At 58.8% G+C, this 25,836-nt stretch carries 30 protein-coding genes; 15 read left to right on the top strand and 15 right to left on the bottom strand.

Annotated features, from left to right (window positions below):
* Position 1: 1 nt before the first annotated feature.
* From IB250_RS10710 to IB250_RS10725, 4 genes are all read right to left on the bottom strand, one after another.
* Positions 2 to 865: a hypothetical protein gene (locus IB250_RS10710; RefSeq protein WP_192344072.1), complete on the bottom strand. Its 864-nt coding sequence runs from the start codon at positions 863 to 865 to the stop codon at positions 2 to 4.
* Positions 866 to 1,037: 172 nt separating this feature from the next.
* Complete coding sequence (gene greB / locus IB250_RS10715) at positions 1,038 to 1,535, bottom strand: transcription elongation factor GreB (RefSeq protein ID WP_123501220.1); 498 nt, start codon at positions 1,533 to 1,535, stop codon at positions 1,038 to 1,040.
* Positions 1,536 to 1,580: 45 nt separating this feature from the next.
* Complete coding sequence (locus tag IB250_RS10720) at positions 1,581 to 4,085, bottom strand: ABC transporter permease (protein ID WP_192344073.1); 2,505 nt, start codon at positions 4,083 to 4,085, stop codon at positions 1,581 to 1,583.
* Positions 4,085 to 4,768 carry an ABC transporter ATP-binding protein gene (locus IB250_RS10725; RefSeq protein WP_007899869.1) on the bottom strand — a complete coding sequence of 228 codons (684 nt, stop codon included), beginning with the start codon at positions 4,766 to 4,768 and terminating at the stop codon, positions 4,085 to 4,087. Before IB250_RS10725 ends, IB250_RS10720 begins: the two co-directional genes overlap by 1 nt.
* 10 nt (positions 4,769 to 4,778) lie before the next feature.
* Here IB250_RS10725 and IB250_RS10730 point away from each other — a divergent pair, with 10 nt between their 5' ends.
* The 3 genes from IB250_RS10730 to IB250_RS10740 all read left to right on the top strand — a co-directional run bounded on the left by IB250_RS10730 (position 4,779) and on the right by IB250_RS10740 (position 6,849).
* The gene (locus IB250_RS10730) at positions 4,779 to 5,384 is read left to right on the top strand and encodes an arylesterase (protein WP_192344074.1); all 606 of its coding nucleotides are present in this window, start codon (positions 4,779 to 4,781) and stop codon (positions 5,382 to 5,384) included.
* Between the two features lie 56 nt (positions 5,385 to 5,440).
* Positions 5,441 to 5,734 (top strand): hypothetical protein, encoded by a 294-nt coding sequence (locus IB250_RS10735; RefSeq protein WP_008075246.1) that lies wholly within the window; start codon positions 5,441 to 5,443, stop codon positions 5,732 to 5,734.
* 143 nt (positions 5,735 to 5,877) lie between these two features.
* A complete protein-coding gene (locus IB250_RS10740; protein WP_192344075.1) occupies positions 5,878 to 6,849 on the top strand; it encodes a L,D-transpeptidase family protein in 972 nt (323 codons plus the stop codon).
* A 122-nt stretch (positions 6,850 to 6,971) separates the two neighbouring features.
* On the opposite strand, the gene oprI is transcribed toward IB250_RS10740, so the two are convergent.
* Positions 6,972 to 7,223 (bottom strand): outer membrane lipoprotei OprI, encoded by a 252-nt coding sequence (gene oprI / locus IB250_RS10745; protein ID WP_003172710.1) that lies wholly within the window; start codon positions 7,221 to 7,223, stop codon positions 6,972 to 6,974.
* 628 nt (positions 7,224 to 7,851) lie between these two features.
* On the opposite strand from oprI, the gene IB250_RS10750 reads away from it, so the two are divergent.
* Complete coding sequence (locus IB250_RS10750) at positions 7,852 to 8,133, top strand: GNAT family N-acetyltransferase (RefSeq protein WP_007899932.1); 282 nt, start codon at positions 7,852 to 7,854, stop codon at positions 8,131 to 8,133.
* 65 nt (positions 8,134 to 8,198) lie between these two features.
* Here the strand turns inward: IB250_RS10750 and IB250_RS10755 are convergent, their stop codons facing one another.
* Positions 8,199 to 9,275, bottom strand: coding sequence for a 3-deoxy-7-phosphoheptulonate synthase (locus IB250_RS10755; RefSeq protein ID WP_007899930.1), 1,077 nt, complete (start codon positions 9,273 to 9,275; stop codon positions 8,199 to 8,201).
* Between the two features lie 143 nt (positions 9,276 to 9,418).
* Positions 9,419 to 9,847, bottom strand: a complete 429-nt coding sequence (locus IB250_RS10760; protein ID WP_192344076.1) for a PilZ domain-containing protein — start codon at positions 9,845 to 9,847, stop codon at positions 9,419 to 9,421.
* On the opposite strand from IB250_RS10760, the gene IB250_RS10765 reads away from it, so the two are divergent.
* The 5 genes from IB250_RS10765 (at position 9,846) to cysB (ending at position 13,805) form a co-directional block, all read left to right on the top strand.
* Positions 9,846 to 10,232 (top strand): thioredoxin family protein, encoded by a 387-nt coding sequence (locus IB250_RS10765; protein WP_192344077.1) that lies wholly within the window; start codon positions 9,846 to 9,848, stop codon positions 10,230 to 10,232. The genes IB250_RS10760 and IB250_RS10765 overlap by 2 nt on opposite strands.
* Entirely contained in the window at positions 10,229 to 11,185 is a 957-nt protein-coding gene (locus tag IB250_RS10770; RefSeq protein ID WP_192344078.1) for a putative 2-dehydropantoate 2-reductase, read from the top strand. Before IB250_RS10765 ends, IB250_RS10770 begins: the two co-directional genes overlap by 4 nt.
* A 25-nt stretch (positions 11,186 to 11,210) precedes the next feature.
* Entirely contained in the window at positions 11,211 to 12,116 is a 906-nt protein-coding gene (locus tag IB250_RS10775; protein WP_008075703.1) for a 5'-nucleotidase, read from the top strand.
* Between the two features lie 97 nt (positions 12,117 to 12,213).
* Entirely contained in the window at positions 12,214 to 12,717 is a 504-nt protein-coding gene (locus IB250_RS10780) for a universal stress protein (RefSeq protein WP_007899922.1), read from the top strand.
* Positions 12,718 to 12,830: 113 nt separating this feature from the next.
* Positions 12,831 to 13,805 (top strand): HTH-type transcriptional regulator CysB, encoded by a 975-nt coding sequence (gene cysB / locus IB250_RS10785; protein WP_007899921.1) that lies wholly within the window; start codon positions 12,831 to 12,833, stop codon positions 13,803 to 13,805.
* 3 nt (positions 13,806 to 13,808) lie between these two features.
* Here the strand turns inward: cysB and IB250_RS10790 are convergent, their stop codons facing one another.
* Positions 13,809 to 14,291 (bottom strand): GreA/GreB family elongation factor, encoded by a 483-nt coding sequence (locus tag IB250_RS10790; protein ID WP_192344079.1) that lies wholly within the window; start codon positions 14,289 to 14,291, stop codon positions 13,809 to 13,811.
* Between the two features lie 14 nt (positions 14,292 to 14,305).
* Positions 14,306 to 14,704, bottom strand: a complete 399-nt coding sequence (locus IB250_RS10795; protein WP_008075695.1) for a hypothetical protein — start codon at positions 14,702 to 14,704, stop codon at positions 14,306 to 14,308.
* 124 nt (positions 14,705 to 14,828) lie between these two features.
* Here IB250_RS10795 and earP point away from each other — a divergent pair, with 124 nt between their 5' ends.
* Together earP and IB250_RS10805 are read left to right on the top strand one after the other, a co-directional pair.
* Entirely contained in the window at positions 14,829 to 15,986 is a 1,158-nt protein-coding gene (gene earP, locus IB250_RS10800) for an elongation factor P maturation arginine rhamnosyltransferase EarP (RefSeq protein ID WP_192344080.1), read from the top strand.
* Positions 15,987 to 16,034: 48 nt separating this feature from the next.
* The gene (locus IB250_RS10805) at positions 16,035 to 16,604 is read left to right on the top strand and encodes an elongation factor P (protein ID WP_007943632.1); all 570 of its coding nucleotides are present in this window, start codon (positions 16,035 to 16,037) and stop codon (positions 16,602 to 16,604) included.
* Positions 16,605 to 16,769: 165 nt separating this feature from the next.
* Here IB250_RS10805 and IB250_RS10810 read toward each other — a convergent pair whose 3' ends face one another.
* From IB250_RS10810 to IB250_RS10825, 4 genes are all read right to left on the bottom strand, one after another.
* Positions 16,770 to 17,783, bottom strand: coding sequence for an alpha/beta hydrolase (locus IB250_RS10810; RefSeq protein ID WP_192344081.1), 1,014 nt, complete (start codon positions 17,781 to 17,783; stop codon positions 16,770 to 16,772).
* Positions 17,784 to 17,815: 32 nt separating this feature from the next.
* Positions 17,816 to 18,235: an organic hydroperoxide resistance protein gene (locus tag IB250_RS10815; protein WP_008009416.1), complete on the bottom strand. Its 420-nt coding sequence runs from the start codon at positions 18,233 to 18,235 to the stop codon at positions 17,816 to 17,818.
* Positions 18,236 to 18,588: 353 nt separating this feature from the next.
* Positions 18,589 to 19,050, bottom strand: a complete 462-nt coding sequence (locus IB250_RS10820; RefSeq protein WP_192344150.1) for a MarR family winged helix-turn-helix transcriptional regulator — start codon at positions 19,048 to 19,050, stop codon at positions 18,589 to 18,591.
* 69 nt (positions 19,051 to 19,119) lie between these two features.
* Complete coding sequence (locus IB250_RS10825; RefSeq protein WP_192344082.1) at positions 19,120 to 20,076, bottom strand: LysR family transcriptional regulator; 957 nt, start codon at positions 20,074 to 20,076, stop codon at positions 19,120 to 19,122.
* Positions 20,077 to 20,187: 111 nt separating this feature from the next.
* On the opposite strand from IB250_RS10825, the gene IB250_RS10830 reads away from it, so the two are divergent.
* Entirely contained in the window at positions 20,188 to 20,937 is a 750-nt protein-coding gene (locus IB250_RS10830; protein WP_192344083.1) for a sulfite exporter TauE/SafE family protein, read from the top strand.
* Here the strand turns inward: IB250_RS10830 and IB250_RS10835 are convergent.
* Positions 20,927 to 21,781, bottom strand: coding sequence for a LysR substrate-binding domain-containing protein (locus IB250_RS10835; protein ID WP_123501243.1), 855 nt, complete (start codon positions 21,779 to 21,781; stop codon positions 20,927 to 20,929). The two genes, IB250_RS10830 and IB250_RS10835, sit on opposite strands and share 11 nt — an antisense overlap.
* Before the next feature lie 96 nt (positions 21,782 to 21,877).
* On the opposite strand from IB250_RS10835, the gene IB250_RS10840 reads away from it, so the two are divergent.
* Together IB250_RS10840 and IB250_RS10845 are read left to right on the top strand one after the other, a co-directional pair.
* Complete coding sequence (locus tag IB250_RS10840; RefSeq protein WP_008075682.1) at positions 21,878 to 22,093, top strand: DUF1127 domain-containing protein; 216 nt, start codon at positions 21,878 to 21,880, stop codon at positions 22,091 to 22,093.
* Between the two features lie 64 nt (positions 22,094 to 22,157).
* Positions 22,158 to 23,387, top strand: a complete 1,230-nt coding sequence (locus IB250_RS10845; RefSeq protein WP_192344084.1) for a winged helix-turn-helix domain-containing protein — start codon at positions 22,158 to 22,160, stop codon at positions 23,385 to 23,387.
* 107 nt (positions 23,388 to 23,494) lie between these two features.
* Here IB250_RS10845 and IB250_RS10850 read toward each other — a convergent pair whose 3' ends face one another.
* Positions 23,495 to 24,841, bottom strand: coding sequence for a class II 3-deoxy-7-phosphoheptulonate synthase (locus tag IB250_RS10850; RefSeq protein ID WP_007899909.1), 1,347 nt, complete (start codon positions 24,839 to 24,841; stop codon positions 23,495 to 23,497).
* Positions 24,842 to 24,992: 151 nt separating this feature from the next.
* On the opposite strand from IB250_RS10850, the gene IB250_RS10855 reads away from it, so the two are divergent.
* Complete coding sequence (locus IB250_RS10855) at positions 24,993 to 25,748, top strand: spermidine synthase (protein ID WP_192344085.1); 756 nt, start codon at positions 24,993 to 24,995, stop codon at positions 25,746 to 25,748.
* The last annotated feature ends 88 nt before the right edge of the window (positions 25,749 to 25,836 follow it).

Here is a 25,836-nt window from a genome sequence, read left to right on the forward strand (position 1 = left end):
GTCATTGTGGGCGTTTTTTTTGCCTGCCGCGAAATTGATTGGCGTGCAAGCAGTTCAGGACAATTCGACTGCGGGTTGTCCAATCGGTATTGATAATGAAGAACTTCTGGATATAACTATTTTCGTCATTCGATTCAAACCAAGTGTCTATTTTGTTGCTGAAATCGTCGGGTACAAAGAGTGGTAAAACGTATTTGGCGCATTGTATTGAACGCAGCACATAAGAAGGTTTGTATTGCGTGGCGACCTCGTCCATAAAGGCTTTTAATTGTTGGGTGGTTATGAGATTTTTGCCAGACCATTTTTGTTCCACTCCGGGCCAGAAGTCGGAGTTTTGAATGAAATGATTATAAGCAACGACGACCGTTTTTCCTGGATGTTGACTCCATAGTTGGTCAAGCGTCAAGTGGCGCAGATCTTTAGAGATGGATCTGTAACCGATTTTACTATTGATAAGTTCACGCAACTCCTGATGAGCCTGTGGGGTAAAGTTCTTGAACTCGTGAAAGTCCAGAATGAAAACTTCCCGCGCCCGGGCCGATTTGGTTGAAGGCGTATCGTAGAAGTCATTCACCATGTCTAGAATATCGACGCTGACCGTGCGTCCGGACGACGTCATGTGGAAAATCTGGAAGCGGTGTGCCCGGCCGACAGGCTTGTCGCTATAGAACTCTACCCTTAGGTCCAGCACCCGTACGCCGGCGGCCACTTGCTCCTGAGGGCTGACATCTTGTGTGATCTCTTGAGGTGAAAATGCGTTCGGCGCTTTTTTGTCATAGCCTGAGTCATGCGACCCCGGCAGAATAAGTTCGTCGATACGCAAGTTTCCGATATGTAGCGTATTGTTCATCCAGCGATCAAGCATGGTATTCATTCCTTTGAATAAAGTTAACTGAGTAAGTGAGACAGGCATCCGCCAACAAGATTGTCAGTAGTCGGGCTGTCTGGCGGCTTGATAGTTGTTCTTTGTTGTTTTTAAGTCAAGCTGGAAGGCGGGGGTGTTTGCAGCTTATTGTTTCGAAGTTGTAGGTAGGGTGTTACGGGTAATTGATGTCTATAATATAAACGCATTGTTCGCCAGTCGGTGTTTGCACTCGAACTTCGGCGTCCAGCGCTTTGCCGATCAGGGCGCGTGCCAGCGGCGAGTCGATGCTGATCAGCCCTTGTTTCAAGTCCAGTTCATCTGGCCCGACGATGCGATAGCGCGACTCTTTGCCTTCTTCATCTTCAATGGTGACCCAGGCGCCAAAATAGACTTTGTTCGGATCGCTGGGCTTCTCGCTGACGACCTTCAGTGCTTCCAGCCGTTTGGTGAGAAAACGCACGCGACTGTCGATCTCGCGCAGCATCTTTTTGCCATAGGTGTACTCGGCGTTTTCCGAGCGATCGCCCTGTGCCGCCGCCTCGCTGACCGATTGCGTCACTTGCGGTCGGCGCACATGCCAGAGTTCATGAAACTCGGCCCGCATCCGCGCTTCACCTTCGGGGGTGATCAGCGCGGTGCCAGCGGTGCGGGGAGGGCGATAACGGCTCATGGCGACTTCTTGTGGTTGAATACGTGATCAGAGTGCTTGAGTTTATCAACCCTCGCGCAAGACTGTCAGGGGGCTGGCGTTCAAGGCGCGACGCGTGCCGAACACACCGGCACCGCCGATCAGCACGGCGCCGATCAGCGGCAACACCAACAGCCATGGATGCGGGTGCCAAGGCAGGTCGAAGGCATAACGGTAGAGCACCAGGCTCACCAATTCCGAACCCAGTGCCGCCAACAACCCGCTGACCGCGCCGAGCAGGCCGAACTCGATCCGCCGAGCCCTGACCAGTAACTGTCGTTCGGCACCCAGCGCTCGCAGCAATGCACCTTGGCGAATGCGTTCATCCAGCGTTGCCTGCAAACCGGAGAACAGCACCGCCATGCCCGCCGCCAGCACAAACAACAGCACATATTCCACTGCCAGGGTGACCTGGCCGAGAATGCTGCGCAGCTGCGCCAGCAAGGCTTCGACTTGCAGAATGGTCACTGCTGGAAAGCTTCGGGACAGATCGACGATCTGCTGATCGTGACCGGGCGCCAGGTAGAAACTGGTCAGGTAGGTCGCCGGCAAGTCCTTCAGGGTGCCGGGCTGGAAGATCATGAAAAAGTTCGGCTGGAAGTTGTCCCAGTTGACTTCCCGCAGACTGGTGACTTTCGCTTCCCGATTGACCCCGCCAACGGTGAATACCATGTGATCGCCGAGCTTGAGCTTGAGGCTTTCGGCGACTTTACCTTCCACCGATACTCCCGGTATTTCATCCGATGGTTGCTGATCCCACCAGTTGCCGGCGGTGAGTTTGTTGCCCTCCGGCAGGTCGGCCGCCCAGGTCAGGCTCAGATCGCGTTGAATGGCTCGATCACCGGCCGAATCCTTGCTGACGATGTCCTGCACCGGCTCGCCATTGACGCTGATCAGCCGTCCCGGCACCACCGGGTACAGCGGCGCCGATTGTGCCGACAACTCCATCAGTCGATCGGTAAAGGCCTGTTTGTCCGCCGGCAGAATGTTCAGGGCGAAGTAGTTCGGGGCATTTTTTGGCAACTGGTTTTGCCAGGTGTCGAGCAACTCGCCACGCAGCAAAGCGATCAGTGCCATGGACAGCAGAATCAAACCGAAGGCCAGGGCTTGACCGGCCGCCGCCAGTGGATGGCGCAGCAGTTGGCCCAACCCGAGGCGCCATGGCAATTCGGCGCGCGCCAGCATCCGGCGCAGGCTTTTCAGTAGCAGCAACAGCAAGCCGCCCAGCACCAGTGCCGCGATCACACCGCCGCCGAGCAGGGCGAAAGTCAGCAACAGGTCCAGGCTCAAGCGCCACATGATCAGACCGAGGGCGCCCAATGCCGCGCCATAAACTATCCAGCTGCTGGACGGAATCGGCAGCATGTCGCGCCGCAACACGCGCAACGGTGGCACTCGACCCAAAGCGGCCAATGGTGGCAGGGCGAAACCGGCCAGCGCCACCAGCCCGGTGCCGATCCCCGCGATGGCCGGCAGCAGGCCACCCGGTGGAACATCGGTCGGCAATAAATCACGCAGCAGTGCAAACAGCCCGAGCTGCGCCAGCCAGCCGAGCAGGGCGCCGCTGATGCTGGCGAGCAATCCGAGTACGGTCAGTTGCAGACTGAATAGCACCATGGTTTCCCGACGGGACAGGCCCAGGCAGCGCAGCAATGCGCTGGCATCGAATCGGCGGGTGGCGAAGCGTGTCGCCGACAACGCCACCGCCACGCCGGACAGCAACACCGCCACCAGACTGGCCATGTTCAAATAACGTTCAGCCTTGCCCAGGGCGCCGCCGATCTGCCGATTGCCATCGCGAGCATCCTGGATACGCTGGTTGGCCGCCAGGCCTGGCTTGATCAGCTGCCGATAGGTTTCCAGCGCCGAGGCGTTGCCGCGCCAGAGTTCGCGGTAACTGACCCGGCTGCCGGGTTGCACCACGCCGGTTGCCTCAAGGTCGCTGAAGTTGATCAGCACCCGTGGCGTCAGGCTGTAGAAATTGCCGGCGCGATCCGGCTCGTAGGTCAGCACTCTGGCCAGCGTCAGGGTTTTCATGCCGACGTCGATGCTGTCGCCGATCTTCAAGTCCAGTGCGGTCAGCAGCCGCGCTTCGACCCAGGCTTCGCCGGGTTTGGGACCGCCACCGGGTTCTTCCGGCGCGAAGGGCGCGGGGGCGCTTTTCAGTTCGCCACGCAATGGGTAGACGTCATCGGCGGCTTTGATACTGGACAGCTGAATGCCGTTGTCGGTGGCGATGACACTGGAAAACTCCACCACTTTAGCGTGTTCAAGGCCCAACTCCGTGCCGCTTCTGATCTGTTCCGGTCGCGCCGGTGAACTGCCTTCGAGTACCAGGTCGGCACCGAGAAACTCGGTGGCGCGCAGCATCATGGCGCCGTTCAGGCGGGCACCGAAGTAACCGATTGCAGTACTCGCCGCCACGGCCACCAGCAAGGCGAAGAACAAAACGCGCAACTCACCGGCACGGGCATCGCGCCATAATTGGCGCAGGGCGATACTGAACAGGCGCAACAGCGGCAAGCGTGCCATCAAGGCTCCAGAGGGGCGACCAGCAGGCCGGCTTCAAGGCGGATCAGGCGCCGGCAGCGATGTGCCAGGCGTTCATCGTGGGTCACCAGCACCAGGGTCGTGCCGCTTTCCTGGTTGAGTTCGAACAGCAAATCGCTGATGCGCTCGCCGGTGTGGCTGTCGAGGTTGCCGGTGGGCTCATCGGCGAACAGCACGTCGGGCTCGGCGGCGAAGGCCCGGGCAATCGCTACGCGCTGCTGTTCACCACCGGATAGCTGGCGCGGCGAGTGGGTCAGGCGTTGGCCCAGACCGACCCGTTGCAGCAGTTCGGTGGCGCGCTCACGGGCGTCTTTGCGGCCATCGAGTTCCAGCGGCAGCATGACGTTTTCCAAAGCGTTGAGACTGTCGAGCAGCTGGAATGATTGAAAAACAAACCCCACATGCTCGGCGCGGATGCGTGCGCGTTGGTCTTCATCGAGATTGCTCAGGCCTTGCCCGGCGAGGGTGACTTCACCGCTGCTCGGCAGATCGAGGCCAGCGAGCAGGCCCAGGAGGGTGGATTTGCCGGAACCGGAGGCGCCGACGATGGCCAGGCTATCGCCCTTGTTCAGTTCCAGGCTGAGTTCGTGCAGGATAGTCAGTTCACCTTCCGCGCTCGGAACCACTTTGCTAAGGTTCTTCGCGGTGAGAATGCTTGCGCCCATGGAGAATCCGATGCGTGTGTGGTTTTTGAGTGCTGGCCTGGCCTTGATGTGCATGGCCCAGAACGCAGCGGCGGGTACAGTCCTGATCGTTGGCGATAGTATCAGCGCCGGTTTCGGCCTGGATACCCGCTTGGGGTGGGTGTCGTTGCTCGAGCAACGGCTCAAGCGCGAAGGTTTCGACGATAAGGTGGTCAATGCATCCATCAGCGGCGACACCAGCGCCGGAGGCCGGGCGCGCCTGCCGGCGCTGCTTGCAGAGCATAAGCCTGAGCTGGTTATCCTCGAGTTGGGAGGTAATGACGGCCTGCGCGGAATGCCGCCAACACAATTGCAACAAAATCTTGCGTCGATGATCGACAGCTCCCGCGTCAGTGGCGCCAAGGTGCTGTTGCTGGGCATGCAATTGCCGCCCAATTACGGTGTGCGTTACACCCAGGCCTTTGCCGAGGTTTTCACCAAGGTGGCCGATGAGAAAAAGATCCCGCTGGTGCCGTTTTTTCTCGACGGTGTGGGCGGTCATCCGGACCTGATGCAAGGCGACGGCCTGCACCCGGCTGCGGCGGCTCAGGACAAGTTGCTGGAAAATGTCTGGCCGACACTGAAACCGCTGCTTTGACGCTTTTCTAGCGGCGGTGTTTCGGCTAAGGTGGCGCCCCCGATTTGGAGCCCCCGATGCCGCGTCCTGCCTGGTCCCTATTTGCCTACCAACTGATCGAGCCTGACGAACAGCTGGATCTGTTCGCCTGCCAGGAAGTGCGCGTGCATCTGGTGACTCGTCAGTTGGAGTTGGGCGGCTCGGTGGACCGAACCTTGTGCGGCAGCCTGTTGCCGGCGCAGCCGCGCTGGTCGAGCGTCGACCGTACCGTGTTCCAGGACCAGCGCCTGTGCTCGCTGTGCCGGGCCATTCTGGAGTCGCAAAAACGCGGCACCTCGCCGATCTGGCCTGAGTTGCGGTTCGAGCTTTAGGGCCCTGTGGTGAGGGGGCTCCCTGTGGCAAGCCTCCAACCGCAGATCCCCCAACCGCAGGTCTTTACGTCTCCCCGAAATAACGGGCAGCGGTGTACAATCCCGTTTTTATACCCTTGTCGATCATGCGAAGGATTTTCCGGATGTTGCCGCGCTTTCCCGCCGTCACCCGCTGCCTGTCTCTTGCCGCCCTCTGTGTCGCGGGTCCGGTAGCAGCATTGGAGCTACCCCTGCCACCTCCCGGTGAAGACATCATCGGCCAGGTGCAAGTGATCAAGGCCAAGTACGAAGACACCTTCGCCGACCTTGGCACCACCTACGATCTGGGCTACTCGGAAATGGTCGCGGCCAACCCTGGGGTCGATCCATGGCTGCCGGGCGCCGGGACCGAAATCGTCTTGCCGACGCGTTTCATCCTGCCGCCGGGCCCCCGTGAAGGCATCGTCATCAACCTGGCTGAATACCGTCTCTACTATTTCCCGAAAGGCCGGGACGTGGTGTACACCTTCCCGCTGGGTATCGGCCGTGAAGGGTGGGGCTCGCCGATTGCCCATACCACCATCACCGCCAAGACGCCGAACCCGACCTGGACGCCTCCAGCGTCGATCAAGGCCGAGCACGCCGCTGATGGCGATCCACTGCCGAACGTGGTGCCGGCCGGCCCAGACAACCCGCTGGGGCCGTTCAAGTTCACGCTTGGCACTCCGGGCTACTTGATCCACGGTTCGAACAAGAAATTCGGTATCGGCATGCGCACCAGCCACGGCTGCTTCCGCATGTTCAACAACAACGTGCTGGAAATGGCCAGCATGGTGCCGGTCGGGACGTCGGTGCGGATCATCAACGATCCATACAAGTTCGGCCTCAGCGCCGGCAAGGTTTATCTGGAAGCGCACACGCCGCTGGACGATTCGGGCAACCCTTCGGTGGTCGACAAGCACACCGCAGTCATCAACGCGATGCTCAAGCGTGAGGACATCACCAACAACTTGCGCATGAACTGGGATGTGGTGCGTGACGTGGTTGCCGCTGAAGATGGCCTGCCGGTGGAAATCGCTGTGCCGAATGCGTCGGAATCGATGGTAACGAGTGCGCCGATCGACCTGCAGCAGTAATGCTTTAAAGGAACCCGCCGACGCAGGCCGCGTCGGCGGGTTTTTTATGGCCTGCAGAAACAGCGGGCAATAAAAAGCCGACCCAAAAAATGGGTCGGCTTGATAACAATCCCGAAGGACTATTACTTGCGGCTAGCTTTTTCCAGCATGCGCAGAGCACGCTCGTTAGCTTCGTCAGCAGTCTGTTGTGCTTTTTGAGCAGCAGCCAGAGCTTCATCAGCTTTACGGTAAGCTTCGTCTGCACGAGCCTGGGAGCGAGCTGCTGCGTCTTCAGTAGCAGTCAGACGTGCTTCGGTTTCTTTCGATACGCTGCTGCAACCGGTAGCCAGAACTGCGGCCAGAGCCAGAGCAGAGAATTTCAGAACGTTGTTCATCGTGTTCCCCTTCAAGGACTTTCTATTAAGTAGCTGTCTCCTCAGAGTGAGGAAATAGCCGGCGTACATACTACCCATTACTTGTAGTAAGTAAACTGACGTAGAGCAAGAAGCAAAAAAAATTGTAGGCGTTGATTCTTTTTCGAGCAACTTTTAACTGCATTGTATAAAAAATATCCAGCTGCGAGGCCCGAGCTGAGCGAGCCGCCAAAGAAAAGTTCCCCACCTCGGCAGCTGTTTTTCAGTCTCGACTAAAGTCTGTCTAGATGGAATCGTCCACACTTTTGTTCGGATTTTGCGCAGCGGCTCTCATATCTTTATCCATGTTGAGGTGACTTAAACAAAGGGCGCTCGTCTTAAGTCGCAATATCCGGCAATGTTCAGGCTCGACTCGGGAAGATTCCGGTCAGGCCGCCCCTGCATTACCCAAGCAACATCCGCCTACCAGCATGACGAGCGTCCCTTGAGCATTTCTGCCCAATGGTGCCTACTATTTGATACGTGCTCGGTTGCGCGAGATTGGTGTTGCTCTCGGTGCTCATTCAGGCACAGGGTGGCGTAGATGTTCCTTCGCCGGAAAAACATCGGTAAGGTAGGGGTCAGAATTAAAGACCCGCGAGGAGTAGTGATGAGCGAGGCGTTGTCCATCCACCATGACCAGGCTGGTCATCAGTTCGAGACCACTGTGGACGGTTATCGTGCCTACCTGACCTATATGGATCTGGGAAAACAGACCCTGGATATTTATCGTACCTTTGTGCCCAACGCACTGCGTGGTCGCGGCATCGCGGCGGCGTTGACCGAGCAGGCACTGCAATACGCCGAGGAAATGGGCTACACAGTCATTCCATCGTGTTCCTATGTGGAGCGCTACATGGAGCGTCACGCGCGGCATGCCGCCAAGCTGTGAACAAAGCGAACGCATAAAAAAACGCCAGGTTCAAACCTGGCGTTTTTTTATGCGTGAAACGGTGATCAGCTGCGATCGCGTTTAGGCAACACATCCTTGAGCTTGGCGTGCATGCTGCGCAAGGTGTTTTCGGTGGCGGTCCAGTCGATGCAGGCATCGGTGATCGACACGCCGTATTGCAGGTCGGCGAGGTCTTTCGGGATCGCCTGGCAGCCCCAGTTCAGGTGACTCTCGACCATCAGGCCGATGATCGACTGGTTGCCTTCGAGGATCTGGTTGGCGACGTTCTCCATCACCAGCGGTTGCAGGGCCGGGTCCTTGTTGGAGTTGGCGTGGCTGCAATCGACCATGATGTTCGGCTTGATCTTCGCCTTGTTCAGCGCTTGCTCGCAGAGCGCGACGCTGACCGAATCGTAGTTCGGTTTGCCATTACCACCGCGCAACACCACGTGACCGTAGGCGTTGCCCTTAGTGGTGACGATCGACACGCCACCTTCCTGGTTGATGCCCAGGAAGCGGTGCGGGCTGGAGACCGATTGCAAGGCGTTGATGGCCACTGTGAGGCCGCCATCGGTGCCGTTCTTGAAGCCGACAGCCGAGGACAGGCCGGAAGCCATTTCACGGTGAGTCTGGGATTCGGTGGTGCGTGCACCGATCGCCGACCAGCTGATCAGGTCCTGCAAGTATTGCGGGGAGATCGGGTCAAGGGCTTCGGTTGCGGTCGGCAGGCCCATTTCGGCCAGGTCCAGCAGCAACTGACGACCAATGTGCAGGCCATCCTGAATCTTGAACGAGTCGTCCAGGTACGGGTCGTTGATCAGGCCTTTCCAGCCGACGGTGGTGCGTGGTTTCTCGAAATACACACGCATGACCAGATACAAGGTATCGGACACTTCGGCCGCGAGCGCTTTCAGACGCTCGGCGTATTCGTGGGCAGCCTTGATGTCATGGATCGAGCACGGCCCGATCACGACGAACAGGCGGTGGTCGGTGCCATCAAGAATGTTGCGAATGACTTCGCGGCCCTTGGTGACGGTGCGCAGGGCAGCGTCGCTCAGAGGGATATCACGCTTGAGCTGATCGGGAGTGATCAGGGTCTCGTTGGAGGCGACGTTAAGGTCGTTGATCGGTAAATCAGCCATCGTTTACTCGTCAGGTCACGGGTGCCGGCCGCCAGCGAACCCGCGCGGCGGAGCACAGCAAATTAAGCGCGTCGGGGAGCCGAACCTTAGCGCGTTACACCGTGGCTCGACAATGGGCAGACACCGGTTTAATCCAGCATTACCTATGCAAATGCCTTGCGAACCGTGTCGTGGGAGAACTCGTTGGCGTGCAGCTGGACCCATTCGAGGGCCAGGGTCTGGTTGTTCACCTGTTCGCTTTGGAGTTCGTGCTGACGGCAGTAACGTTCGATCTGGCAAACCTGCTCACCCATTCGCGCGCTGAACAGGGTCTGTTCGTCGACAAAAGCGATGCCCACCAGGTAGCTGCGTTTTCGTCGCAGGCACCACGCCACATAGCCCAAGTAACAGATTGTGGTGCTCAGGGTCGGCATGCGCACTTGAAGTGCGGTGCCCCTTCGCCATCCGCGGTGGTAATTGCAAGCCACGCCGCCGAGGCTGATAGTGTGCAGCTGTTGCCGCGAAATGCACTCATGTTTGAGCAACGTCAATTCGACGGGTACATCGTCAGGATGAGGAAGATAACGTCCCATGAACACGGACTCCCTGTGTCGGCCATCTGACATCGTTTCTCCCAGTATAGTGGTCGAATCGGAACTGACCGATTTCGACGCCGACCAACGGCTGTTGGCGATGAACGGCATTTCCCTGGTGATCTTTACCAGCGTCGGCTGCGCGAGTTGCCGTTTTGCCCGTGAGCAATTGCCCACGCTCGATCTGGCGGTCGATCGACTGTGCTGGATCGATGCCGGGAACAATGGTGGCGTGGTCGAGCGTTATCGGGTCTTTCATTTGCCGGCGCTGTTTGTAGTGCGCGACGGTGAATTCTTTGGGGCACTACAGTCGCGTTTGACCCGCACAGCGCTCAACGAAGCCGTGGGTCAGGCGCTGAGTCGAAAAGCAGAGGAGTTGCCATGACAGATACAGGGACCAAACCGACAATCGGCATTATCGGAACCGGCGCGATCGGTGGTTTCTACGGGCTGATGCTCGCGCGTGCCGGCTTCGATGTGCATTTCCTGTTGCGCAGTGAGTTTTCAGCGGTGGCCGAACGCGGCTTGCATCTTGATCATGCGTCGTTGGGGCCGCTGGTCCTGAACCCGGTTCAGGCTTATTCGTCGGCTACCGACATGCCGCCGTGCGACTGGTTGCTGGTGGGCGCCAAAACCACCAGTAACGCGGACCTGGCCCCCGCCATTATTCAAGCCGCGGCGCCTGATGCCAAAGTGCTGTTGCTGCAAAATGGCCTGGACGTTGAAGACAGTCTGCGCGAGTTGCTCCCCGACTCGCTGCACCTGCTGGGCGGGCTCTGTCTGATTTGCGTCCATCGCGCCGGCCCAGGGGTCATTACCCATCAGGCGCTCGGTGCGGTGAACGTCGGCTATCACAGCGGCCCCGCCGCCGATGAACAGGCGCGCATGAACATCGTCGAAGAGGGCGCCAGGTTGTTTCGCGCCGCCGGCATCGACGCCCAGGCCATGCCGAACCTGCATCAGGCGCGCTGGCAGAAACTGGTGTGGAATATCCCCTACAACGGCCTGTCGGTTCTGCTTGGGGCCAGCACCACGCCATTGATGACGGATGCCGACAGCCGCGCGCTGATTCAGGCCTTGATGACCGAGGTGGTTCAGGGGGCCAAGGCCTGTGGTCACGACATGCCGCCGGGTTACGCCGATTATCTGTTCATGATGACTGAGAAAATGCCCGACTATTGGCCGAGCATGTACCACGACTTCCTGCACAAGCGACCGCTGGAACTGGATGCCATCTACACTCGGCCACTGGCAGCGGCGAAAGCGGCGGGATGTGAGTTGCCGCGAATTGAAGCCTTGTATCGCAGCTTGAGTTTTATCGACCGACGTAATCACTGAGTCGGCCAAAAGGAGAGGGAAGGGCATGGCCAATGGCATAGACGACAAACTGGTGTTGGCGATTTCTTCGCGAGCACTGTTCGACTTGAGCGAGAGCCACAAGGTTTATCTGTCGAGCGGCGTCGAGGCCTATCGGCAATACCAGATCGAACACGAAGACGAAATTCTCGAGCCCGGCGATGCGTTCCCGTTAGTCGAAAAACTCCTGAACCTGAACGCCAGTCTCGGCCGTGCCCGGGTCGAGGTAATCCTGGTGTCGCGCAACAGCGCCGACACCGGCCTGCGGGTTTTCAATTCGATTCATCATTATGGCTTGGCGATTTCGCGTGCGGCATTTGTCGGCGGGCGCAGTCCTTATCCGTACCTGAAGGCCTTTGGTTGCGACCTGTTTCTTTCGACCCATTCCGACGATGTGCGCAGTGCGCTGGATGCCGGTTTCGCGGCAGCGACTATTCTGTCGGGCGGTGCCAGTCGCGCCGCCAGCGATGAATTGCGCATTGCATTCGACGGTGACGCGGTGCTGTTTTCCGATGAGTCGGAGCGGGTCTATCAGTCGGGAGGCCTTGCAGCGTTTCAGGCCAGCGAGCGTGAGGCCGCCCGCGAGCCTTTGCGCGGCGGGCCGTTCAAAGGATTCCTCGCGGCGCTCAACCTTTTGCAGCGCGAGTTCCCCGACGATGCCTGTCCAATCCGCACCGCACTGGTGACTGCACGCTCGGCGCCGGCCCATGAACGGGTGATCCGCACCTTGCGCGAATGGGACATCCGTCTGGACGAGTCGCTGTTCCTAGGCGGTTTGACCAAATCGGCTTTTCTCGAAGCCTTTGCTGCCGACGTATTTTTCGATGACCAGGCCGGCCATTGCGAGCTGGCCCGCGAAGTGGTCGCCACCGGTCACGTGCCGCATGGCATCAGTAACGAGCCGTCGATTTAAAGCGCTGCGGTTCAATGCGTTGAGCCGAACGCCGCACTCGCCACGGCACTGCTAAGCTGAATCAATCTCCGCCATGTTGGCATTAAAGGAGGTCCCTATGATTCATTCGATGCTGTATGCCACCGACCTCGGTCTGTACGCACCTTTTGTGATGCAGCATGCGTTGGCACTGGCTCGAACATTCAATGCCGACTTGTATGTGGTGCACGCGGTTGAGCCGATGGGGTTGTTCGCCGAATCGGTGCTTCAGAGTTACCTCGATGAGCAGGCCTTGAACGAGTTTCACAGTCAGGGCCTCAATACGGTGATTGCCAATATCGAGCAGCGGGTGCTCGACAGCTTTCGCGAAGAGCTGGGGGATGAGGGGGAGCAGGACCTGGAACGGATTCGGGCAGTGCGGGTGCTGCAGGGCGATCCGTCGCAGGTGATTCTCGACCAGGCGCAGAAACTCTCCGTCGATTTGCTGATCGTAGGAAGTCACAGTCATGGCGCTGGCGCGGAAACGCCATTGGGCCGAACCGCTGCGCGCGTGTTGCAACTGTCCAGAGTGCCGGTCTATTTGGTGCCGCTGATGGAACGTCGCCGCAAAGGGGATCGCTAGGACACGAATAATGGCGTTTTGATAAAAAAGTTCTAGATTTATTAATCAAACCATTAATATAGTTATATATCGTCGCTGATGCCCGTGGCGTCTACCTGCTTTGAGGGATTCATATGAAGCTTCAACAATTGCGCTACATCTGGGAAGTGGCGCACCACGACCTCAACGTTTCAGCTACAGCCCAAAGCCTCTACACCTCGCAACCGGGCATCAGCAAACAGATCCGCCTGCTGGAAGACGAATTGGGGGTCGAGGTTTTCGCCCGCAGTGGCAAGCACTTGACCCGGGTTACCCCGGCTGGCGAGCGCATCATCACCACCGCCGGCGAAATCCTGCGCAAAGTTGAAAGCATCAAGCAGATCGCCCAGGAATTCTCCAACGAGAAAAAAGGTACCCTGTCGATCGCCACCACGCACACCCAGGCGCGTTATGCGTTGCCACCGGTGATCAGCAATTTCATCAAGCAATACCCGGACGTTGCCCTGCACATGCACCAGGGTTCGCCGATGCAGATCGCCGAGATGGCCGCTGACGGCACCGTCGATTTCGCCATCGCTACCGAAGCGCTGGAGTTGTTCGGCGACCTGGTGATGATGCCGTGCTACCGCTGGAACCGCTGCGTGGTCGTGCCTCAAGGCCACCCGCTGACCAAGCTGTCGAAGCTGACTCTCGAAGCCTTGGCCGAATACCCGATCGTGACGTACGTGTTCGGTTTTACCGGCCGTTCAAAACTCGACGAAGCCTTCAGCCATCGTGGTCTGACACCCAAAGTGGTGTTCACCGCCGCCGACGCCGACGTGATCAAGACTTATGTTCGTCTGGGCCTGGGCGTGGGCATCGTGGCGAAAATGGCGGTCGACACCAAACTCGATAGCGATCTGGTGGTGCTCGATGCCAGCGAGTTGTTCGAATCCAGCATTACCAAAATCGGTTTCCGTCGCGGCACCTTCTTGCGTGGTTTCATGTGCGACTTCATCGAGAAATTCGCGCCACACCTGACCCGCGAAGTCATGGCCAAGGCCATTCAGTGCCACAACAAACAGGAACTGGAAGAGCTGTTCGACGGCGTTGAACTGCCGGTGCATTAATCGCTAGATCACCTCGGTGACAGAAAACTGTTGCCGAGCACCTGCCACCAGAATCTCCACTTCATCCCCTTCGAACTTCCCCAGCAGGCTTTTGCCCAGCGGCGAGCGAGGGGTAATGACGGTAATCCATTGCCCCACCAGATCGATCTTCAGCCCGGCCGCGTCGGGGGCCAGGAACAGCCATTGTTCGCGACCCTTTTCGTCTTCCAGGCCCAGCAGTGCACCGACTTCGATGCCGCGCTGATCGTCATAAGGCCGTAATGTCAGGTTCTGGAAAAGGGCCAATGACTGCCTGATTTCTTCCACTCGTCTGGCCTGTCCGGCCGCCAGATAAGACGCCTCCAGCCCCAGCGTGTCGTACTTGTTTTCGGCTATGTTTTCTTCGTGGGTCGCGGTTTCGTAGGCGGTTTGCGCGGCGCGTTCGGCGAGGTCGAGATCGATCCGCAGCTTGTCGATAATCAGTTGGTGGACGGTCGGCTTGTGCATGGAGAGCTTCTTGATCAGTCGCAGAATTGCAGGACGTTGGCGCGGCTTTTTTCGCTCGGCGCCGTTTGATTCTGCTGCAGCCAGAACTGGCATTTTGGATTGGACAGGTTGTGTTTGCTGCTTCTGGCCTGTTCCACCATTTGCTGTTGTTCATTCCTGCGCAGGTGATCCTCGTACTGTTCGAACATCGGGTTCTGCGAGGCGGGTTGCTCAATCACCGGTGGCTTGGCCAGTTGCTCCACCGCCTGGGCCAAGGGCGCCAATTGCTCGTTGAACAACAAGCGCCAGGCGAGCCAGCAAGTCAGTGCGATCGCGATGAATCCCAGCCACAAACCGAGGGCAATGCTGCCGGTCAGTTGCAGTGCATTGAACTGGATCGGCAAGGGACGGCGCGGGTTGGGACGGTAGGGCATGACTGCCTCCTGGCGGGTGGTCGCGGGCAAGTGGCGATTGTCGCATGAAGATTAATCGCCGTCGGCTCTTCTGCACGGGGTAATTTATGCGGACAATCGGCGCCTTTGCCAACGGGAGCCTGGAATGCCTGAAATGCCTCAAGTGAAAAACCGCTGGCGCTGGGATATTTTTTGCACCGTGGTCGACAACTTCGGCGACATCGGTGTGACCTGGCGCCTGGCCCGACAACTGGTGGCCGAACATTCAATGGCGGTGCGCTTGTGGGTCGATGATCTGCGCGCCTTCGAGCGTTTGTGTCCGGACATCGACATCAACGCTGCGCAGCAGTGGCAGCAGGGTGTCGAGGTGCGACAATGGTCGGCGGACTGGCAGCCCACCGAAGCCGCCGATGTCGTCATCGCCGCATTCGCCTGCCAGTTGCCGAGTGCCTATATGGAGGCCATGGCGGAACGGGAAAAACCGCCGCTATGGATGAACCTCGATTACCTGAGTGCCGAAGACTGGGTCGTCGGCTGCCACGGCTTGCCATCGGTGAAGTACAAGAACGTGCAGAAGTTCTTTTTCTTCCCGGGCTTTCGCAAGGGCACTGGTGGCTTGTTGCGTGAAAGCGGATTGCTGGAGCGGCGTCGGCAGTTTCAGCAAAGTCCGCAAGCTCAGCAAGAATTCCTGCAAGGCTTGGGAATTGATCGCGCGCCGAATGCCCAACTGATCTCGCTGTTTGCCTACGAAAATATCGGGCTGGCCAGTTGGCTCGACGCGATGGCTGGCGACTCGACGCCGACTCATCTGCTGGTGCCCGAAGGGCGGATTCTCGGCGACGTCGAACGCTGGCTCGGGGTGGATGGGCTGACGGCCGGGGCGGTGCATGTGCGCAGCGCCTTGACCGTGCAAGTGCTGCCGTTCGTCCGGCAGGATCAATATGACCTGCTGCTGTGGAGCTGCGATTTCAACGCTGTGCGTGGCGAAGACTCCTTCGTCCGCGCCCAATGGGCAGGCCGGCCGCTGCTCTGGCACATCTATCGGCAGGACGAAGATATCCATCTGGATAAGCTCGACGCCTTCCTGGCCCTGTACACCCAAGGCCTGTCCGGGCCTGCCCGCGAGGCGATCAGCGGTCTATGGCGGGCATGGAATGCAGGTGAGACAATGACCGATCACTGGAAATCAACCCGCAAACACTGGCCTGAACTGGAAAAACATGCCGAGACATGGTGTCTGGAACAAGCCTTGCAGGCAGATCTTGCCGCAGCGCTGGTACAGTTTTACCTAAATTGGATATGATACGCGGCCTAGATTTTTGTAAACCCCATCCAAATTCGGATATTCGCAATGAAAACTGGTAAAGAACTGAAACCCGGTACCGTGATCCGTCTCGAAAACGATCCTTGGCTGGTTCAGAAAGCTGAATTCACCAAGTCCGGTCGTAACAGCGCGATCATGAAGACCAAGCTGAAGAACCTGCTGACCGGTTACAAGACCGAGATCGTTTACAGCGCTGACGACAAACTGGACGACGTAATCCTCGACCGCAAAGAAGCGACCCTGTCCTTCATCAGCGGCGACACCTACACGTTCATGGACACCACTGACTACACCATGTACGAGCTGAACGCTGAAGACATCGAAGCCGTTCTGCCTTTCGTTGAAGAAGGCATGACCGATGTTTGCGAAGCGATCTTCTTCGAAGAGCGTCTGGTTTCCGTAGAACTGCCGACCACTATCGTGCGTCAGGTTGACTACACCGAAGGTTCCGCTCGCGGTGACACTTCCGGCAAGGTGATGAAGCCTGCCAAACTGAAGAACGGTACCGAGCTGTCGGTTGCTGACTTCATCGAAATCGGCGACATGATCGAGATCGATACCCGCGAAGGCGGTTCCTACAAAGGCCGTGCTAAATAAGCACAGTCTCAGGAATGAAAAAGCCCGACCATTGAGTCGGGCTTTTTTGTGACCGAAGATCGAGATCAAAAGATCGCAGCCTCGTTTTACTCGACAGCTCCTACAGGGGGAATACAAAATCCATGTAGGAGCTGTCGAGTGAAACGAGGCTGCGATCTTTTTGCTTTATTTCAGGTGTTGCTTGAGCTCTTCAGAGGCCTGCAACATCGCCGAACGCACCGCGGGCACCTGACTCACTACGTTGAGCAAACCGTAGTCGTGGATCATGCCGTTGTAGCGCACTGCCGTGACCGGCACACCCGCCTCGTCAAGTTTGCGGGCGTAGGCTTCACCTTCATCGCGCAGGACATCGGCGCTGGCCGTCTGCACCAGCGCGGGTGGCAAGTCCTTGAGTTGCTCAGTGGTCGCCCGCAGCGGTGAGGCGTAGATCTCGTTCCGTTGCTTGGCATCAGTGGTGTAGTTGTCCCAGAACCACTTCATCATGTTTTTGGTGAGGAAGTGCCCCTCGGCGAACTGGTTGTAAGACGCCGTTTCGAAGCTGGCGTCAGTCACCGGCCACAACAACACCTGATACCTGATCGCCGGCGTGCCTTTATCTTTGGCCATCAGCGCAACCACGGCTGCCATGTTGCCACCGACGCTGTTGCCGGCCACGGCCAGACGTTTGCCGTCAACGTTGATTTCTTTACCGTGCTCGGCCACCCACTTCGTCGCAGCGTAGGCCTGGTTGATCGCCACCGGGTAATGCGCCTCCGGCGACGGGGTGTAATTGACGAACACCGCCGCCGCGCCCGAACCCGTTACCAAATCCCGAACCAGCCGTTCGTGGGTCGGGAAATCCCCCAGCACCCAACCACCGCCGTGGAAGAACATGAACACCGGCAGCTCGCCTTTGACCCCGGCCGGCCGAACGATAGTCAGGCTGATCGGTTGGCCGTCGACCTGGATGGTCTTCTCGCTGACGTCGGCTTTGGGCAACGTCAGTTTCACCCCGGCCTGCGCGCCCACCAACACCGTGCGGGCTTCGGCAGGGGTGAGCTGTTCCATCGGTTTGCCGGTGCCGGCATTCAGTACATCGAGGAACGCCTGGGTGTTGTGTTCAACCCCATTGCCTGCGAATGCACTGTTGATGGACAGGGCGAGGAGGGTACCGGTCAAGACGTTGCTGAAAGTGTTCATGTTCATTTCCTGTCAGGCCTTGGAGTCAGCAGTTAGACGGTAACGTGCAGGCGCACATCGACGTTGCCACGGGTGGCGTTGGAGTACGGGCAAACCTGGTGTGCGGCTTCTACCAGGCTTTGTGCGTCGGCTTGTTCAAGGCCCGGCAGACTGATGTGCAGGTCGATGTCCAGACCGAAACCGCCAGGGATCTGGCCGATGCCAACATGGGCGGTGATCGATGCGTCGTCCGGGATTTTGCGTTTGGTCTGGCTGGCGACGAATTTCAGCGCGCCGATGAAGCAGGCGGAGTAGCCGGCTGCGAACAGTTGTTCAGGGTTGGTTGCCGCACCACCAGCACCACCGAGTTCTTTCGGGGTGGCGAGTTTGACATCGAGGACGTTGTCGCTGGAGATCGCACGACCGTCACGGCCGCCAGTGGAGGTTGCGATTGCGGTGTAGAGAGTTTGCATGGTGTGAGCCTCGTTCGGGTTTTGATATTTTTGCGCTAAATGTTTGTGCGCTAAGTAAGTGCGAGGTGAATGTAGCTCGCAAGTATTTAGCGCGCAATATAAATTTTTAAAAAATTTGACCCTGAGTGAACACTCGCCATTGAAAGTGTCGAGTTAGAGCCCTCGAGGTGGGATTTTCGCGGGGATTTTTTTTCGAGGACCGGTTGGCGAAGCGGATTTTTGAGAGCGCTACAAAACAAATGTGGGAGCGAGCCTGCTCGCTATAGCGGTGTGCCAATCAACATCAATGCTGAATGTCACTCCGCTTTCGCGAGCAGGCTCGCTCCCACAAGGGATTGGTGGTGTTTTGGAGGTCAGAGGCTGTCTTGCAGATGACTACGCAGCGCTTGAAGATCCGCTTGCAGCTTTTTCAGCTGTTCCAGCGTTTGTCCGCTGGCGCCGAGGATGCACTGGGGAATACCCCGCGCCTTGTCTCGCAGTGCATGGCCTTGCTCGGTCAGTTCGACAATCACTACTCGCTCGTCTTCACGACTGCGGGTACGGCTCAGCAGGCCTTCGGCTTCCAGGCGCTTGAGCAGTGGGGTGAGGGAGCCGGGATCGGTCAGCAGTCGGGTGCTGATTTCGCCGACCGTCAGCCCATCCTTTTCCCACAACACCATCATTGCCAGGTACTGCGGATAGGTCAGGCCCAGCGCTTGCAGCAGTGGCTTGTAAACCTTGGTCATCAGCAGCGAGGTGGAATGCAGGGCGAAGCAGACCTGATTGTCCAGCAGCAGGTCGTCGCAGTTATCCGGGTTGTTGCGCTCGGTGTTCATTTCAAAGCCTTGATCAGTGATCGTCATAAATCTAGCGGGCGAATCTTTAATGCGCCAGATAATTCTGGACTAGTGGCGGTCCAGGTTGGTTTGTAGCGCCAGATCCCACGGCGGTATGGGGCTGAAACGGGTCTTCAGGTATTCCAGCAACAAGCGGCTGCGCGAACTGGGTTGCTGCTCCAGGCGCAACGCATAAATGCCGGTGCTTTCCGGTTTTGGCAGGCCGTTTTCGCAGAACAGCGGCAGCAGTTCGCCGCGTAATAAATATTCGCTGGCCAGCCAGGTCGGCAAGTGCGCGATGCCCAACCCGGCCAGTGCACCGCAGACCAGCGCCTCGGCATTGTTGGCGCTCATGCGGATTCGCGCTGGCCGGTGCAAGTGCATCTGCCCATCCCGCTCGAAGCGCCAGGCGAACGGCGGAGCCAGGCCCTCCCAGTCGAGACCATCATGGTCGATCAACTGCGCAGGGTCGGTGGGCACGCCACGGCGTTGCAGATAATCGGGGCTGGCGCAGGCGATGCGCACCATGCTCGCCAGCGGCGTCGCCACCAGTCGGGTGTCGGCCATTTGCCCGGCCCGCAGTACCAGATCGACCTTGCCCAGATTCGAGCCCTGCATGTCGACAAAGCTGTCGATCAGGTGCAATTGCACGTCGAGGCCAGGATAAAGCGTCAGGAAATCGGCAATTACCGGCGCCAGGTGTCGTCGTCCGAACGCTGCGGGCGCATCCACCCGAATCAAGCCTTCCGGCGCACTGCTAAGAGACACCGCTTCCGCCCGGGCCAGGCGCAGTTCAGCGACGATCCGCCGCGCACGCTCAGCAAAAGCCAGCCCGGCCGGGGTAGCGCGCACGGCATGGGTGCTGCGAATGAACAACTGGCTGCCAACGGCGTTTTCCAGGCTGTCGATGCGTCGCGCCACGGCCGAAGGCGTCAAGGGATAGCGTCGGGACGCAGCGGAAAAACTGCCGCTTTCCAGCACATCGAGAAACAGGCCAAGTTGTTCGGTCAATTGATTGGGGTTCATGGTTTTGTTTGCGCTTGTGCGAAATTGGCACAGCCATTGTGCGTTGCTGTGCGTTTCCCCGCCAGAGCCGACTGCGTAGGATGAACAGCCTCACAAAAGGAAAAACGCCCCGTGATTGAGTTCATGTTGTATCTGGTTTTTGGCGCGGCCTTGGGAACCCTCGGCGGCCTGTTCGGCATTGGTGGCGGGTTGGTCGCGATCCCGCTGCTGGGCGTGTGGTTCGGTCTTGATCAGCAGATCGCCCAAGGCACGGCACTGGTGATGGTGGTGCCGAACGTGATGCTGGCGCTGTGGCGCTATCACCAGCGCAATCGCATCGAATTACGGCATGCGCTGCCACTGGCCTCGATGGGGTTCTGCTTTGCCTGGATCGGTTCGATCTGGGCGGTGGGTATCGATGCGCAAACCATGCGCTTGGGCTTCGTCGCTTTCCTGATCGCGCTGTCGGCCTACAACCTGATGCGAATGTTCACCACCAACGCACCGGCCTCTTCGCAGATGCGCTATTCCTGGCCGTGGCTGGGTGTGCTCGGCGCGGCTTCCGGGACGATGGGCGGACTGTTCGGAGTGGGCGGGGCAGTAGTGGCAACGCCGGTGTTGACCAGCCTGTTCGGTACCACTCAAGTGGTTGCCCAGGGATTGGCGCTGGCGCTGGCGTTGCCGAGTACGGGCGTCACCCTGGCGACTTATGCGGTGCACCATCAGGTGCATTGGGCGATCGGTGTGCCGTTGGCGGTCGGTGGATTGATGAGCATCAGTTGGGGCGTGAGAATTGCCCACGCCTTGCCGGAGCGGCTTCTGCGCGGGCTGTTCTGTGGTTTTCTGGTGGTCTGTGCGGTGATGCTCGCGTTTAAAGTTTGAAACCTTCGACGATGTGCTCGGCCAGGCATTCGGTGATCGGCGAAGGGTTGTTCAGGTTGCGGATCAGCATGATGCTGGCTTCCGGCAACAGCGGCAGGTCTTCGTTGGCGCCAAGGATACGCATGTCCGGTGTGATCAGGCTTTCCAGTTGCGCGGTGATCGCCAGACCCGCGCTGACCACGGCCATCAATGCCGACAGGCTGGAGCTGTTGTAGGCAATGCGGTAGTCGCGGCCCATGGCGTCCAGGGCATTGCATGCCCAGAGGCGGCAGAAACAATCACTGTTGAACATCGCCAACGGCAGCGGTGTTTGCTCATGGGCGCTGTAGCATTGAGCTTCGGCCCAGACAAAACGTTCCTTGCGCAGCAGTTGGCCGATTTCGTTACCCGGCTCGCGGGTGACGATGGACAGGTCCAGGTCCTGGCGCTGCAACAGCTGCCGGGTCGATTCGCAGTGAACCTCGATCTGGATCAGCGGGTAGAACTGCGCGAAGCGCGACAGGATGCCCGGCAGAAAGCGCATGACGTAATCGTCGGGTGTGCCGATGCGCACCGTGCCGACCATGTGCGGCTCGCGCAGGGTATTGAAGACTTCGCTGTGGAGTTTGAGGATGCGCCGCGCATAGCCCAGCAATACCTGGCCTTCGGCAGTCAGCTTGACTTGGCGCCCGTCGCGTTCGAACAGCTGGCGCTGCAACACGTCTTCTTCCAGGCGTTTCATCTGCATGCTCACCGCCGACTGGGTGCGGTTGACCATTTCACCGGCGCGGGTAAAACCGCCCTGATCGGCAATCGCGACGAAGGTGCGCAGTACATCGGTGTCGATACTGGGGTAGGCGGACACTCATCAATCTCCGAGATGTATGCCATCAGAAACATTCGTTGGATTGATCTTATCGCTGGCGCGAGACTTGAGCCATCCCTAAAGGAGGGCAATACGATGAAAGGTCACAACGAGCATGTAACGGAACAAAAATTCTCAATCCACGCGGTATCCGATCTGCTGCACAAGTTTAGTCGCTGGTACGAACTTCACCGTGAACGTGAAATGTTGGCGGGCTTGAGCGATGAAGCACTGAAGGATATCGGCGTGAGCCGTGCGGATGTGGAGCATGAGACGGTAAGACCGTTCTGGGATGATCCGATGCATAAATGATGATGCCATTGCTACACAAACCACTTGCGGGTGAGGTAGGTTGCGAGCAGACAAGGAGATGCTCATGCCCGCCACACTGTCTTTTTCCCTCAAACAGGCTCGGCGTCTGGCGCTGGCTGCCCAAGGGTTCAATGGGCGCCAGCCGCCAGCGGCGATCAAACCGGTTCAGCTCAACCGGCTGATCGAGCGCCTGGGCATTCTGCAGATCGATTCGGTCAATGCGCTGGTGCGTTCGCACTACCTTCCCTTGTTTTCCCGTCTTGGCAATTACTCCTCCGATTTGCTCGATCAGGCTGCCTGGAGTCAGGGCCGTCGACGCACGTTGTTCGAATATTGGGGCCACGAAGCGTCTTTGTTGCCCTTGTCGATGTACCCCTTGATGCGCTGGCGCATGCAGCGAGCAACCCGCGGCGAAGACATCTATCAACAATTGGCGCGCTTCGGTCGTGAGCAGCAAGACACGATTCGCCGTGTGTTGGCGTCGGTTCAAGAACTCGGTGCGCTGGGTGCGGGCAGTTTGTCGACCCGTCAGGAGCGGGCAGGGCCGTGGTGGGACTGGAGTGCGGAAAAGCATGCGCTGGAATGGCTGTTCGCTGCTGGTGAAGTGACCGTGGCTGGCCGGCGCGGGTTCGAACGGCTTTATGATTTGCCGGAGCGGGTGATTCCTTCGGCGATTCTTCAGCAGCCTTTGCTTGGCGAGGCCGAGGCTCAGCGCGGCCTGTTACTGCACGCTGCCACGGCTTTGGGTGTCGGTACAGAAAAGGACTTGCGGGATTATTTTCGCCTGAGCCCGGCAGACAGCCGGCCGCGGCTGGCGGAGTTGGTAGAGGCGGGTGATCTGCTGGTGTGTGAGGTTGAAGGCTGGCGGCAACCGGCCTATTGCCTGGCAGAGCCGAAAGTACCGCGCAAGGTCGATGCCAGTGCGCTGCTTTCACCGTTCGATTCGCTGATCTGGGAGCGCAGTCGTACCGAGCGATTGTTCGATTTCCGTTATCGGCTGGAGATTTATACGCCGCAGCACAAGCGCATCTATGGCTATTACGTATTGCCGTTTTTGCACAATGAGCGGGTTGCTGCGCGGGTCGACTTGCGCGCCGAACGGGCGTTGGGCCGGTTGGCGGTGCATGCCGTGCATGAGGAAAAGCCGGGGCTGGATGAGGCGGGGATGTTGGCGTTGGCGGTGAATCTGCGGCAGATGGCGGATTGGTTGGGATTGGCGCAGATTCAGTTGAATTGTCCGCGGGCGAGTGCGGCGCGGTTGCGGGTGGCATTGGCACAATTCAGTGTTGTTTGAGCTGGCGCCTTCGCGAGCAAGCCCGCTCCCACATTTGGAGTGCGGTCAACTGTGGGAGCGGGCTTGCTCGCGAAGGCGGTGTATCAGGCAATCAAAGAATTATTGACTCACCGCCGAACCTGCTTCAGGGTTTCAGCAATCAAAAACGCCAATTCCAGCGACTGATCGGCATTCATCCGTGGGTCGCAATGGGTGTGGTAACGGTCCGACAACCCATCCTCGGTAATCGGCCGCGCGCCGCCGATGCATTCGGTGACGTTCTGCCCGGTCATTTCGATGTGGATGCCGCCGGCATAACTGCCTTCCGCTTCGTGAACCTGGAAGAACTGTTTCACTTCGCCAAGGATCTGCGCGAAGTCGCGGGTCTTGTAGCCGCTGCTGGCCTTGATGGTATTGCCGTGCATCGGGTCGGAGCTCCAAAGCACCTGCTTGCCCTCGCGCTGCACTGCGCGGATCAGCTGCGGCAGGTGATCGCCGACCTTGTTCGCGCCCATCCGCGCAATCAGGTTCAGGCGACCCGGATCGTTGTCCGGGTTGAGCACATCGATCAGGCGAATCAGGTCTTCGGGGTTCATGCTCGGGCCGACCTTCACGCCGATCGGGTTGTGCACCCCACGCAGGAATTCGACATGCGCACCGTCCAGTTGACGGGTACGGTCGCCGATCCACAGCATGTGGGCCGAGCAATCGTAGTAGTCGTTGGTCAGGCTGTCGCGACGCACGAAGGCTTCTTCGTAGTTCAGCAGCAGCGCTTCGTGGGCGGTGAAGAAACTGGTTTCGCGCAGTTGTGGCGAGCTGTCCATGCCGCAGGCGCGCATGAAGGCCAGGGTTTCATCGATGCGGTCGGCCAGATGGCTGTATTTCTCGGCCAGCGCCGAGTTGGCGATGAAGTCCAGGTTCCACTTGTGCACCTGATGCAGGTCGGCAAAGCCGCCCTGGGCAAAGGCACGCAGCAGGTTCAGGGTCGCGGTGGACTGGTGGTAAGACTGCAGCAGACGATCCGGGTCCGGTACACGGCTTTTTTCGTCGAAACCGATGCCGTTGACGATATCGCCACGGTAAGCCGGCAGCGTCACGCCGTTGATGGTTTCATCGTTGGCCGAGCGGGGTTTGGCGAACTGGCCGGCCATGCGTCCGACCTTGACCACCGGGCAACCGGCGGCGAAGGTCATGACGATCGCCATTTGCAGCAACACTTTAAACGTGTCACGAATTTTCGCGGCGGAGAATTCGGCGAAGCTTTCGGCGCAGTCACCGCCCTGCAACAGAAACGCCCGGCCCTGGGTCACTTCGGCAAACTGACGGCGCAACTCCCGGGCTTCACCGGCAAACACCAGCGGCGGATAGCTCGCCAGGGTTTGCTCGACGTGCAGCAAATGCGCTGCGTCGGGGTATTGAGGTTGTTGCTGGATCGGCAGGGCGCGCCAGCTGTCAGGGCTCCAGGGTTGGCTCATTGCAGTCTCTAGTGTTTTACGCTCGGACGGTTATGTTATCAGCAATTAGTGCGTGACCTGTTCCCGTCGCTTCGCGGACAATCGCGCCTTTGCCGCGCCACCCACGCGGCCTTATTACGTTGCCGGATCCCGGTGACGATCAGGAGACGAAATGACTGAGGAGCGCGTCGAGCATCTGCTCGCCGAGGTACAGGATGAGTTCGGCGTGATTCGCGTGCTGGAAGTGGCCGATTACCGTTTCCTGGAGTTCGGTGATGCCATCGAACAGAGCTGTGTGTTCACCGCTGACCCGAGCTGGCTCGAGTACGATTACACCCGGGCGATGCTGATTGGCGCGCTCTGCCACGAACTGCCGGAAAGCGCGCTGTTTCTCGGCCTCGGCGCCGGCACGCTGACCCAGGCTTGCCTCAAGTTCCTGCCGCTGGAAGACGTCGAAGCCATCGAGCTGCGCCCCGATGTGCCGCGCCTGGCCATCGAATACCTCGGGCTGGATGACGATCCGCGGCTGTACATCCGCGTCGGCGATGCCTTGGAGCTACTCGAAACGGCTGAACCGGCCGATCTGATTTTCGTCGACCTCTATACCGATGTCGGGCCGGGTGTCGGGCATCTGGCCTGGGGGTTTCTGGAAAACTGTCAGAAACGGTTGAACCCGGGTGGCTGGCTGGTGATCAACCAGTGGGCCACCGACGATGGTCGGCCGTTGGGGGCGGCGTTGTTGCGCGGTCTCTATCACCGGCATTACTGGGAGTTGCCAGTCAAAGAGGGCAACGTGATTCTGCTCGTGCCATCGGAGCTGGATCAGGAACTGGACATGGATGGGCTGATCGCGCGCGCTGAAGGCCTGGCGCCGCGATTGGGGTATTCGTTGCAGTCGTTGATCAAGGCGATTCGGCCTGCGACTTGAATGGTTGCCTGTAAGGGCTCCTTCGCGAGCAAGCCCGCTCCCACATTAGAACGCGATCCAATGTGGGAGCGGGCTTGCTCGCGAAGAG

Source organism: Pseudomonas sp. PDM09 (assembly GCF_014852305.1).
Classification (GTDB): domain Bacteria; phylum Pseudomonadota; class Gammaproteobacteria; order Pseudomonadales; family Pseudomonadaceae; genus Aquipseudomonas.

What these genes read in the sequence shown, in the direction of transcription:
- IB250_RS10750 (WP_007899932.1), top strand. Translation starts at nt 7,852, where the DNA reads ATGAGCGAGGCGTTGTCCATCCACCATGACCAGGCTGGTCATCAGTTC.
- IB250_RS10775 (WP_008075703.1), top strand. Translation starts at nt 11,211, where the DNA reads ATGGCCAATGGCATAGACGACAAACTGGTGTTGGCGATTTCTTCGCGA.
- IB250_RS10810 (WP_192344081.1), bottom strand. Translation starts at nt 17,783, where the DNA reads ATGAACACTTTCAGCAACGTCTTGACCGGTACCCTCCTCGCCCTGTCC.
- IB250_RS10730 (WP_192344074.1), top strand. Translation starts at nt 4,779, where the DNA reads ATGCGTGTGTGGTTTTTGAGTGCTGGCCTGGCCTTGATGTGCATGGCC.
- IB250_RS10720 (WP_192344073.1), bottom strand. Translation starts at nt 4,085, where the DNA reads ATGGCACGCTTGCCGCTGTTGCGCCTGTTCAGTATCGCCCTGCGCCAA.
- IB250_RS10845 (WP_192344084.1), top strand. Translation starts at nt 22,158, where the DNA reads ATGCCCGCCACACTGTCTTTTTCCCTCAAACAGGCTCGGCGTCTGGCG.
- oprI (WP_003172710.1), bottom strand. Translation starts at nt 7,223, where the DNA reads ATGAACAACGTTCTGAAATTCTCTGCTCTGGCTCTGGCCGCAGTTCTG.
- IB250_RS10735 (WP_008075246.1), top strand. Translation starts at nt 5,441, where the DNA reads ATGCCGCGTCCTGCCTGGTCCCTATTTGCCTACCAACTGATCGAGCCT.
- IB250_RS10710 (WP_192344072.1), bottom strand. Translation starts at nt 865, where the DNA reads ATGCTTGATCGCTGGATGAACAATACGCTACATATCGGAAACTTGCGT.
- IB250_RS10805 (WP_007943632.1), top strand. Translation starts at nt 16,035, where the DNA reads ATGAAAACTGGTAAAGAACTGAAACCCGGTACCGTGATCCGTCTCGAA.
- IB250_RS10815 (WP_008009416.1), bottom strand. Translation starts at nt 18,235, where the DNA reads ATGCAAACTCTCTACACCGCAATCGCAACCTCCACTGGCGGCCGTGAC.
- IB250_RS10765 (WP_192344077.1), top strand. Translation starts at nt 9,846, where the DNA reads ATGAACACGGACTCCCTGTGTCGGCCATCTGACATCGTTTCTCCCAGT.
- IB250_RS10770 (WP_192344078.1), top strand. Translation starts at nt 10,229, where the DNA reads ATGACAGATACAGGGACCAAACCGACAATCGGCATTATCGGAACCGGC.
- cysB (WP_007899921.1), top strand. Translation starts at nt 12,831, where the DNA reads ATGAAGCTTCAACAATTGCGCTACATCTGGGAAGTGGCGCACCACGAC.
- earP (WP_192344080.1), top strand. Translation starts at nt 14,829, where the DNA reads ATGCCTGAAATGCCTCAAGTGAAAAACCGCTGGCGCTGGGATATTTTT.
- IB250_RS10725 (WP_007899869.1), bottom strand. Translation starts at nt 4,768, where the DNA reads ATGGGCGCAAGCATTCTCACCGCGAAGAACCTTAGCAAAGTGGTTCCG.
- IB250_RS10755 (WP_007899930.1), bottom strand. Translation starts at nt 9,275, where the DNA reads ATGGCTGATTTACCGATCAACGACCTTAACGTCGCCTCCAACGAGACC.
- IB250_RS10780 (WP_007899922.1), top strand. Translation starts at nt 12,214, where the DNA reads ATGATTCATTCGATGCTGTATGCCACCGACCTCGGTCTGTACGCACCT.
- IB250_RS10740 (WP_192344075.1), top strand. Translation starts at nt 5,878, where the DNA reads ATGTTGCCGCGCTTTCCCGCCGTCACCCGCTGCCTGTCTCTTGCCGCC.
- IB250_RS10795 (WP_008075695.1), bottom strand. Translation starts at nt 14,704, where the DNA reads ATGCCCTACCGTCCCAACCCGCGCCGTCCCTTGCCGATCCAGTTCAAT.
- IB250_RS10820 (WP_192344150.1), bottom strand. Translation starts at nt 19,050, where the DNA reads ATGAACACCGAGCGCAACAACCCGGATAACTGCGACGACCTGCTGCTG.
- IB250_RS10850 (WP_007899909.1), bottom strand. Translation starts at nt 24,841, where the DNA reads ATGAGCCAACCCTGGAGCCCTGACAGCTGGCGCGCCCTGCCGATCCAG.
- greB (WP_123501220.1), bottom strand. Translation starts at nt 1,535, where the DNA reads ATGAGCCGTTATCGCCCTCCCCGCACCGCTGGCACCGCGCTGATCACC.
- IB250_RS10840 (WP_008075682.1), top strand. Translation starts at nt 21,878, where the DNA reads ATGAAAGGTCACAACGAGCATGTAACGGAACAAAAATTCTCAATCCAC.
- IB250_RS10790 (WP_192344079.1), bottom strand. Translation starts at nt 14,291, where the DNA reads ATGCACAAGCCGACCGTCCACCAACTGATTATCGACAAGCTGCGGATC.
- IB250_RS10825 (WP_192344082.1), bottom strand. Translation starts at nt 20,076, where the DNA reads ATGAACCCCAATCAATTGACCGAACAACTTGGCCTGTTTCTCGATGTG.
- IB250_RS10855 (WP_192344085.1), top strand. Translation starts at nt 24,993, where the DNA reads ATGACTGAGGAGCGCGTCGAGCATCTGCTCGCCGAGGTACAGGATGAG.
- IB250_RS10760 (WP_192344076.1), bottom strand. Translation starts at nt 9,847, where the DNA reads ATGGGACGTTATCTTCCTCATCCTGACGATGTACCCGTCGAATTGACG.